The 9,048-nt window shown below is 71.1% G+C and carries 9 protein-coding genes; 4 read left to right on the top strand and 5 right to left on the bottom strand.

What is annotated here, in order from left to right; translation table 11 throughout:
- The first annotated feature begins 72 nt into the window (after positions 1-72).
- Positions 73-444: a GntR family transcriptional regulator gene (locus ACFU7Y_RS33205; RefSeq protein WP_224278323.1), complete on the top strand. Its 372-nt coding sequence runs from the start codon at positions 73-75 to the stop codon at positions 442-444.
- 23 nt (positions 445-467) lie between these two features.
- On the opposite strand, the gene ACFU7Y_RS33200 is transcribed toward ACFU7Y_RS33205, so the two are convergent.
- The 4 genes from ACFU7Y_RS33200 to coxB form a co-directional block, all read right to left on the bottom strand.
- Positions 468-1,646 carry an Ig-like domain-containing protein gene (locus ACFU7Y_RS33200; RefSeq protein WP_380770598.1) on the bottom strand — a complete coding sequence of 393 codons (1,179 nt, stop codon included), beginning with the start codon at positions 1,644-1,646 and terminating at the stop codon, positions 468-470.
- Between the two features lie 269 nt (positions 1,647-1,915).
- On the bottom strand, positions 1,916-2,332 hold the full coding sequence (locus ACFU7Y_RS33195; RefSeq protein WP_224278313.1) for a cytochrome c oxidase subunit 4: 417 nt from the start codon (positions 2,330-2,332) through the stop codon (positions 1,916-1,918).
- The gene (ctaD, locus tag ACFU7Y_RS33190) at positions 2,332-4,107 is read right to left on the bottom strand and encodes a cytochrome c oxidase subunit I (protein WP_224278312.1); all 1,776 of its coding nucleotides are present in this window, start codon (positions 4,105-4,107) and stop codon (positions 2,332-2,334) included. The genes ACFU7Y_RS33195 and ctaD overlap by 1 nt, the downstream gene beginning before the upstream one ends.
- On the bottom strand, positions 4,104-4,958 hold the full coding sequence (gene coxB / locus ACFU7Y_RS33185; protein ID WP_224278310.1) for a cytochrome c oxidase subunit II: 855 nt from the start codon (positions 4,956-4,958) through the stop codon (positions 4,104-4,106). Before coxB ends, ctaD begins: the two co-directional genes overlap by 4 nt.
- Before the next feature lie 369 nt (positions 4,959-5,327).
- On the opposite strand from coxB, the gene ACFU7Y_RS33180 reads away from it, so the two are divergent.
- Entirely contained in the window at positions 5,328-6,725 is a 1,398-nt protein-coding gene (locus ACFU7Y_RS33180) for an aminotransferase class V-fold PLP-dependent enzyme (protein WP_224278309.1), read from the top strand.
- Here the strand turns inward: ACFU7Y_RS33180 and ACFU7Y_RS33175 are convergent.
- Positions 6,718-7,695, bottom strand: a complete 978-nt coding sequence (locus ACFU7Y_RS33175; RefSeq protein ID WP_224278307.1) for a carbohydrate kinase family protein — start codon at positions 7,693-7,695, stop codon at positions 6,718-6,720. The genes ACFU7Y_RS33180 and ACFU7Y_RS33175 overlap by 8 nt on opposite strands.
- Positions 7,696-7,999: 304 nt before the next feature.
- Between ACFU7Y_RS33175 and ACFU7Y_RS33170 the strand changes: the two genes are divergently transcribed.
- Positions 8,000-8,206 carry a hypothetical protein gene (locus ACFU7Y_RS33170; protein ID WP_224278305.1) on the top strand — a complete coding sequence of 69 codons (207 nt, stop codon included), beginning with the start codon at positions 8,000-8,002 and terminating at the stop codon, positions 8,204-8,206.
- Between the two features lie 104 nt (positions 8,207-8,310).
- Positions 8,311-8,997, top strand: a complete 687-nt coding sequence (locus ACFU7Y_RS33165; protein ID WP_380770596.1) for a hypothetical protein — start codon at positions 8,311-8,313, stop codon at positions 8,995-8,997.
- The last annotated feature ends 51 nt before the right edge of the window (positions 8,998-9,048 follow it).

Raw genomic sequence — 9,048 nt, 5'->3', positions numbered from 1 at the left:
CCGCTGACCAGAGTTCTTCTGGTCGGCGGCCCTCGGGCTTTCCCGTACCCGCCCGCGCCACCAGGAGCCCCCGTGCAGCTCTCCGTCGATCCCGCCTCGGCCACTCCCCCGTACGAGCAGATCCGCGCCCAGATCGCCGAGCGGGCCCGCTCCGGCGAACTGCCGGCCGGACTGCGGCTGCCCACCGTCCGGGCCCTGGCCGAGGAGCTGGGGCTGGCCGCCGGCACCGTCGCCCGGGCCTACCGCGAGCTGGAGGCGGACGGAGTGGTGGAGACCCACGGCCGGCGCGGCACGCTGATCGCCGCCACCGGGGACACGGCCCACCGGCTGGCGGCCGAGGCCGCCGCCGAGTACGCCGCCCGGGCGAGCCGCCTGGGCGTCTCCCACGCGGACGCCCTGGCCGCCGTGGACACCGCGCTGCGGCTGGCCTACCCGGAGGGTTAGGGCGTGTCGCCCGGGAAGGAGCCTCAGAGCTCGGGGCGGATCATCCCCGAGGCGGGGGCCTGGGCGGGCGGTGCGGTGGTGCTGACGGGCTGTCCGGAGGCGCTGTGCTTGATCCAGTCCGTCCAGTCGACGTTCCAGTCCCCGAAGCCGTTGCCGAAGGGCTCCATCCGGGCGCCGCGACTGTTCACCACCGTCACTATGTCCCCCACCCGGGTGTGCTCGTAGAACCACTTGGCGTTCTCGTTGTTCATGCCGGTACAGCCGTGGCTGACGTTCTCCACGCCCTGCGAGCTGACCGACCAGGGCGCCGCGTGGACGTACTCGCCGCTCCAGGTCACCCGGGTGGCCCACTTCACGTCCAGGTCGTACGAATCCGTGCTGCCGGCCGCTATCCCGATCGTCTCGCCGTTCATCCGGACCGAGCGCTCCTGGCCGAGCACCACCTTGACGCCGTTGCGGGTGTCGAAGCCGGGCTTGCCGGTGGTGACCGGGATGCTCCGCAGCACCTCCCCGTCGCGCTTCAGGGTGAGCTTGTGGGCGGCCGCGTCGATCACCGTCTCCACCCGCTCGCCGATCCGCAGCTTCAGCGCGCTGCGGTCACCGCCGTAGAGCCCGTCGGCGATCCGGCTGCCGGTGGCGTCGAAGACCAGCGAGACGGTCGTGCCGACCGGCCAGTAGTCCTGCGGGCGGAAGTGCAGGTTCTTGTCGTCCACCCAGTACCAGGCGCCGATGACGGAGGGCTGGGAGCCGACGGTCAGGGCGCGCTCGACCTCCTGGCGGGCCTGCGGGCTCTTCACGGCCTCGGAGAGCTGCACGGTGAGCGGCTGGCCCACGCCGTAGACGCCGCTGCCGGAGGAGTCCGGGCCGAGCTTGGCGGTGAGCAGGTGCTCGGCGGCGATGGTGCTGAAGCTCGCGGTGGTGTCGCCGCGGCCGCCCTTGCCGTCGTCGGCGGAGATCCGCACCGTGTACGCGGTGGCGGCCTTCAGCCGCCCGGTGGTCTGCCAGCTGCGCTGGTCGTCGGCGAGCTTCCCGGCGATCACCCGGCCGTCCGGGCCGGCCACGGTGACGTCGGTGAGCCGGCTGCCCCTGACGGCGGTCACGGTGACCGGCTGGGAGGGGTCGGCCTTGCCGTCCGCCGAGAGGCGGACCAGGGGGGCCGCGTCGATCCGGTGTGGTCCGGTGGGCTCCTCGTCCTCTGACATGCAGGCAGCCAGTGGGACCAGTACTGCGAGGGCCAGCGAGATGCCACCGATAGCTGCGATTCCGTGCCTGTCGGCCATGACCGCCTCCGAGGGGTCGCACGATTGATCAGGGGGTCGCACGATTGATCAGATCGTAGGAACGCATGCTGGCGGAGCGACATCCGAGGGACCCGCCGTTCACCCGCCGGAGTGAGGCCGTCACCCCGGAGACGCAGCAGGGCCGGTCCCCCCGTGCGGGAGGACCGGCCCTGGTGTCGGCAGCGGGAACCCTACTGGTTCTGGTTCTCGCCCCGGTAGAACTCGAAGACCCATCCGAAGATGCCGATCGCGATGATCGGGGCGGCCCAGAACATCAGCCACCAGCCGAAGATCACGCCCATGAACGCGAGCGCGCCACCGAGCGCCAGCGAGAGCGGCTGCCAGCTGTGCGGGGCGAAGAAGCCCAGCTCGCCGGAGTCGTCCGCCACCTCGGCCTCGGGGTTGTCACCTGCGCCACTGTCCACCCGGCGGGCGGTGAAGGCGAGGTAGTACCCGATGAAGGCGCACAGGCCGAAGGCCAGGAACAGCGCGGTGGTGCCGGCGGCCTCGATGCCGTGGTCCGAGGTGTTCGTCCACAGGCCGTAGGTGATGGCCATCGCCAGGACGAAGACCGACAGGCCGAGGAAGATCTTTCCCTGTTCCTTCATCAGGCGTCACCCTCGCTCTTGCCCTTGCCCAGCTTCGGGGCGTCGTACTTCGCCGGGGTCACACCGGCGAGGTGCTTGGCCGGCTCACCGTGGTTCTCCAGGTAGTCCAGCGCGGCGATCTCCGGGTGGTGGAGGTCGAAGGCCGGGGATTCGGAGCGGATCCGCGGGAGGGTGAGGAAGTTGTGCCGCGGCGGCGGGCAGGAGGTCGCCCACTCCAGCGAGCGGCCGAAGCCCCACGGGTCGTCCACGGTGACCTTCTCGCCGTACTTGGCGGTCTTCCACACGTTGTAGAGGAACGGCAGCATCGACAGGCCGAGCACGAAGGAGCCGATGGTCGAGACGGTGTTCAGCGCGGTGAAGCCGTCCGAGGCCAGGTAGTCGGCGTAGCGGCGGGGCATGCCCTCCGCGCCGAGCCAGTGCTGCACCAGGAAGGTGGTGTGGAAGCCGAAGAACAGCGTCCAGAAGGTGATCTTGCCGAGGCGCTCGTCCAGCATCTTGCCGGTCATCTTCGGCCACCAGAAGTGGAAGCCGGCGAACATCGCGAACACGACGGTGCCGAAGACCACGTAGTGGAAGTGGGCGACGACGAAGTACGAGTCCGAGACGTGGAAGTCGATCGGCGGGGAGGCCAGCAGAACACCGGTCAGACCACCGAAGAGGAAGGTGACCAGGAAGCCGACCGTCCAGAGCATCGGGGTCTCGAAGCTCAGCGAGCCCTTCCACATGGTGCCGACCCAGTTGAAGAACTTCACACCGGTCGGGACCGCGATCAGGAAGGTCATGAACGAGAAGAACGGCAGCAGCACTTGTCCGGTGACGTACATGTGGTGCGCCCACACCGTCACGGACAGACCGGCGATCGCGATGGTGGCCGCGATCAGACCGGAGTAACCGAACATCGGCTTTCGGCTGAAGACCGGGATGATCTCCGACACGATGCCGAAGAATGGCAGCGCGATGATGTACACCTCGGGGTGACCGAAGAACCAGAACAGGTGCTGCCAGAGCATCGCCCCGCCGTTGGCCGGGTCGAAGACGTGGGCACCGAACTTGCGGTCCGCCTCCAGGGCGAACAGCGCGGCGGCCAGCACCGGGAAGGCCAGCAGGATCAGCACCGAGGTCAGCAGGACGTTCCAGACGAAGATCGACATCCGGAACATCGTCATGCCCGGAGCGCGCATGCAGATGATCGTGGTGATGAAGTTGACCGCACCGAGGATCGTGCCGAAGCCGGAGAAGGCCAGACCCATGATCCACATGTCGCCGCCGACGCCGGGCGAGTGCACCGCGTCCGACAGCGGGGAGTAGGCGAACCAACCGAAGTCGGCGGCGCCGTTCGGGGTCAGGAAGCCCCCCACCGCGATGGTCGAACCGAAGAGGTACAGCCAGTACGCGAACATGTTCAGACGCGGGAACGCCACGTCCGGGGCACCGATCTGGAGCGGCATGATCCAGTTCGCGAAGCCGGAGAAGAGCGGCGTCGCGAACATCAGCAGCATGATCGTGCCGTGCATCGTGAACGCCTGGTTGAACTGCTCGTTCGACAGGATCTGGGTCCCGGGACGAGCCAGCTCGGCACGCATGACCAGGGCGAGGATGCCACCGATCAGGAAGAAGGCGAACGACGTGGCCAGGTACAGCGTGCCGATCGTCTTGTGGTCAGTGGTGGTCAACCACTTGATGATGGTCGAACCCGGCTTCCGGGTCCGCTGCGCCCCGACCGTGACGGCCTCGGCGCCCCCGCCGGCCGCGGCGGGCTCGTTGAGGATTGTCACTTCTCTTCACTTCCCATGGTGATCAGGCCGGAGGGCACCGCACCGTTCTGGCCCTTGGCGCGAAGCTCGGCCAGGTGCTTGTCGTAGTCGGCGCGGTCGACGACCTTGACGTTGAACAGCATGCGCGAGTGGTCGACGCCGCAGAGCTCGGCGCACTTGCCCATGTACTCGCCCTTGACGGTCGGCGTGACCTCGAACTTGTTCACCACGCCCGGCACGACGTCCATCTTCATCATGAAGTTGACGGGCCAGAAGTCGTGGATGACGTCACGCGAGGTGAGACGGAACTGCACCGCCTCGTTGACCGGCAGCCAGAGCGTCGGAGCCTCCTTGGGCGTACCGACCTCGTACGCGGCGTCCTTGTTGGCCGGGTCGGGGGTCTCGGTGTTCTCGTAGTTGAACGCCCAGCTCCACTGGAAGCCGACCACGTTGACGTAGTGCTGCGGCTTCTCGGAGACCTGCGTCAGCTTCGCTTCGTCGCGGGCGACGAAGTAGAAGAGGACCGAGACGATGATGATGGGGACCGCGGTGTAGAGCGCCTCGATGGGCACGTTGTACCGGGTCTGCGGGGGGATCTCCACACCGGTGCGCTTGCGCCGGTGGAAGATCACGCTCCAGATGATCAGACCCCACATCAGTACGCCGACCACCAGCGCCGCGATCCAGGAGCCCTGCCACATCTGGAGGACCATGGGTCCTTCCTTGGTGACGGGGCTCGGGAGGCCAAGCCTGGGGAGGTCGTTGGCCGAGCAGCCGGTGGCGGTCGCGATGACGAGGCCCAGTGCCAGCGCCTGAGGCAGCTTCCGCCGCATCGTGCGCCGCGGCGAGCGGTCGGAGCCGTTGGGACTCACGTAGCGCCTTCCCGAAGTCTCGCCCGCCTTCGCGTCGCCCCGGAGAGGAGTGTGAGCCTCCCCGGCGACCCGTCCACGGGCACGGTTTGAATGCTTATGCGGGCCAAACCCTACTCCAGCCTTATGCGCTCCTGACGGGCAGCCCCCGGTAACGCGCCGCCCGCTAGCCCGATCAGGCCCGGCATGGGCTGCGCCGCAGGTCATCGTAGGCATTCGAGGTCCGTACGCCCGATCGGGGGATGACCTCGGACGACGCCCGTGACGGTCCGTCGGGCGCGGACGAAGCGGACATTCGGGATGATCGACTGACGGTGGGTGAGCCGCACGGCCGGACCGGGGCGCGGGCCGGGTGTGCCGTTAAATGTGACCGTGTACTTCGACGTGGCCTCGACGGCCCCTCTGCACCCCGTCGCCCGGCAGGCGCTGACCGCCGCCCTGGACGAGGGCTGGGCCGACCCGGCCCGGCTCTACCGCTCCGGCCGGCAGGCCCGGATGCTGCTGGACGCCGCCCGCGAGACGGTGGCCGCGGTGCTGGGCGCGCGGGCGGACGAGATCGCCTTCACCGCGAGCGGCACCCAGGCCGTCCAGCTCGGCCTGCTGGGAGCCCTGACCGGGAACCGGCGGCGCGGCAGCCACTTCGTGCACTCCGCGGTGGAGCACTCCAGCGTGCTGCACGTCGCCGAGCGCCACACGGGCGGCGGGGGCGAGGTGTCGGTGGCTCCGGTGGACCGGGGCGGGAGGGTCGACCCTGCGGCCTTCGGCGCGCTGCTGCGCCCGGACACCGCGCTGGCCGCGGTGCAGAGCGCCAACCACGAGGTCGGGACGGTGCAGCCGGTCGGCGAGGTCGCCGCGCTGTGCGCGCAAGCCGGCGTCCCGCTGCTGGTGGACGCGGCGCAGAGCGCCGGGCGGGTGGACGTCCCGGCGGGCTGGTCGCTGCTGACCGCGAGCGCCCACAAGTGGGGCGGCCCGCCCGGGGTCGGGGTGCTGGCGGTGCGCAAGGGCGTCCGGTACGCCTCGCCGCTGCCCGCCGACGAGCGCGAGGGCGGCCGGGTGCCCGGCTACGTCAACGTTCCGGCGATCGTGGCCGCGGCCGCCTCGCTGCGCGCCGTACGGGTCGAGGCCGAGCAGGAGAACGCCCGGCTGCACGCACTGGTGGAGCGGATCCGCACCCGGGTGCCGCAGCTGGTGCCCGAGGTCGAGGTGGTCGGCGACCCGGTGCGGCGGCTGCCGCACATCGTCACCTTCTCGTGTCTGTACGTGGACGGGGAGGTGCTGCTGACCGAGCTGGACCGGGCGGGCTTCGCGGTCTCCTCCGGCTCCTCCTGCACCTCGTCCACCCTGACGCCCAGCCACGTGCTGGCGGCGATGGGGGTGCTCACCGAGGGGAACGTCCGGGTCTCGCTGCCGTACGGCACGGCCGAGGCCGACGTGGAGCGCTTCCTCGCGGTGCTGCCCGACCTGGTGGCGGGCGTCCGGGCGCCGCTCGGACTGGACCTGCCGGCGCCGAAGCCGGCCGCCGGGGAGTCGCTGCTGGTCATCGACGCCCTGGGCAAGCGCTGCCCGCTGCCGGTGATCGAACTGGCGAAGCGGATCGGCGAGGTGCCGCCGGGCGGCACAGTGGCCGTGCTGTCGGACGACGAGGCGGCCCGGCTGGACATCCCGGCCTGGTGCGAGATGCGCGGCCAGGAGTACGCGGGCGAGGCCCCGGCCGCCGAGTACGGCGGCGACCGGGGCTCGGCCTACCTCGTCGTCCGGCGGACTACCTGACCAGGTGCGCGCTGATCTCGGCGGCGGCCTCGGCGCCGTAGGCCTCCTCGAAGCGCTTCAGGAAGGCGGCCGGGCGCAGCGTGTACTCCTGGGTGCCGATGGTCTCGATCACCAGGGTGGCGAGCATGCAGCCGAGCTGGGCGGAGCGCTCCAGGTCGAGGTCCCAGGACAGGCCGGACAGGAAGCCCGCGCGGAAGGCGTCGCCGACGCCGGTCGGGTCGACCTTGGCCTCCTCCTTGGCGCAGCCGACCAGGATCGGCGCCTCGCCCTTGCGCTCGATCCGGACGCCCTTGCTGCCCAGGGTGGTGACCCGGGTGCCGACGCGGGTGAGCAGCTCGTCGGCGTCCCAGCCGGTCTTGCTCTCGATCAGCGCGGCCTCGTACTCGTTGGTGAAGAGGTACGCGGCGCCGTCCACGATCTCGCGGATGTCGTCGCCCTCCAGGCGGGCCAGCTGCTGGGACGGGTCGGCGGCGAAGGCGTAGCCGCGAGTGCGGCACTCCTGGGTGTGGCGGACCATGCCCTGCGGGTCGTCGGCGCCGATCAGGACGAGGTCCAGACCGCCGACGCGGTCGGCGATCGGCTTCAGCTCGATGTTGCGGGCCTCGGCCATGGCGCCGGTGTAGAACGAGGCGATCTGGTTGTGGTCCTCGTCCGTGGTGCACATGAAGCGCGCGGTGTGCCGGGTCTCGGAGATGTGGACGGAGTCGCAGTCCACGTTGTTGCGCTCCAGCCAGCTGCGGTACTCGGCGAAGTCCGCACCCGCGGCACCGACCAGGACCGGGCGCAGGCCGAGGGCACCCATGCCGAAGGCGATGTTCGGCGCGACGCCGCCGCGGCGGATGTCCAGGGCGTCGACCAGGAAGGACAGCGACACGGTGTGCAGCTGCTCGGCGACGAGCTGGTCGGCGAACCGGCCGGGGAACGTCATCAGGTGGTCGGTGGCGATCGAGCCGGCAACGGCGATACGCACGGAAGGTCTCCTCAGGGTGGCTGCGGGGCCAGCGGGCAGTCGGGGATGAACCCACCTACGGTACCCGGCCCCGGGGAGCGTCCAGGCAAGAGTGCCGCAACTTGCCGCCCGCACCGCCATGGTGGCACCCGTTGCCCTCCGACGTGTACTACCTCCCGGTAGCACTGGTGGGCGGCCGGGCCCCTGCCTAGGGTCGGCCTTGAGGGCGTGCCGTCTGACGCGCCCCGTGGAGGCCCGCCGTGCGGGCGGGCCCCGTCGTCGACCGTGGCAGCGTGGCCACGGCCCTGGATCGGAGCGATGCCCGATGATGACCGACCACTCCGCCCCGCCCGCCCCGCGGTGCGAGGACGGCGAGACGCTCGACGCCCTGGTGGACTCCTCCCGGCGGCTGCGCCGGTTCTGGCCGCAGCTGGCGGCCGGCCCGGAGCCCACCACCCCCTCGCCGGACGGTTTCCGGGTCCCCTCCGAGGCGCAACGGGTGGTCGCCGGGATGGCCGAGTACAACTTCTGAGGCCCGTGGCGCAACGGTGCGGAACCGGATCCGACCGGAGCACGTCACATCCGCGCGGAGCGGCCGAGGAGGCGGCACCGCTGAGTCCTCGGGAGGATGTGCAGATGGATCTGGAGACGATGCCCCGACGCGGTCGGCGGGCGGCGGCCCTGGCGGGTCTGGCGCTGGCCGCGGTGGTGACGGTGGCCGGCTGCGACGGCGGCGGCAAGCCCGCCTCGGACTCGGCGGCGAGCGGCGCGGCCGCGGCCGCCTCGGCGAGTGCCTCCCCGCAGGCCCCGGCGGACGCGAGCCCGTCCTCGGCTGCGCCGACGGGGAGTTCCTCCGGTGCCGCGCAGCCGGCCCGGACGCCGCCGACCGGTTTCACGCCCACCCCGGCCTCGCCGGCACCCGGGCAGCCGGCCCCGGCCACTCCGCCGGGCAACGGGATCGCGGTGGGCGAGCCAGACCCGAACGGTTCGGGCTCGCCCGTCCGGCCCCCGGTCGCCTACCGGGTGGACGGCACCACCAAGCTGACCGTCTACTTCTTCGGCGGGGTCTGCACCAAGTACGCGCTGAAGGCGGACGAGTCGCAGCCGGGCCGGGTGGACGTGCTGGTCGTGCCGGGCCCGCCCACGGTCCAGCCGGGGCAGGTGTGCAACGCGCTGGCCAAGCGGCAGTCGGTGGCGGCCGACCTGCGCTCGCCGCTGGCCGGGCGGACCGTGGTCGACAGGACGAGCGGCCAGGAGCTGCCGTTGGAGGGCGACCCGCACATCGGGCCGGACCCGGTCACCCCGGACATCGCCGGGCAGTAGGCGCCCTGCCTGCGGAGAACGAGAAGGCGGCCCCGGGGTGATCCCCGGGGC

The sequence above is a fragment of the Kitasatospora sp. NPDC057542 genome (assembly GCF_042801945.1).
Classification (GTDB): Bacteria; Actinomycetota; Actinomycetes; order Streptomycetales; family Streptomycetaceae; genus Kitasatospora.
Note: the sequence above shows the minus strand (reverse complement) of the source record. Positions and strands in the feature narration are given on the sequence as shown.

Bases quoted from the DNA above. Each gene is read 5' to 3' on its own strand.
- ACFU7Y_RS33165 (WP_380770596.1), top strand. From the start codon at position 8,311: ATGGATCTGGAGACGATGCCCCGACGCGGTCGGCGGGCGGCGGCCCTG.
- ACFU7Y_RS33170 (WP_224278305.1), top strand. From the start codon at position 8,000: ATGATGACCGACCACTCCGCCCCGCCCGCCCCGCGGTGCGAGGACGGC.
- ACFU7Y_RS33200 (WP_380770598.1), bottom strand. From the start codon at position 1,646: ATGTCAGAGGACGAGGAGCCCACCGGACCACACCGGATCGACGCGGCC.
- ACFU7Y_RS33195 (WP_224278313.1), bottom strand. From the start codon at position 2,332: ATGAAGGAACAGGGAAAGATCTTCCTCGGCCTGTCGGTCTTCGTCCTG.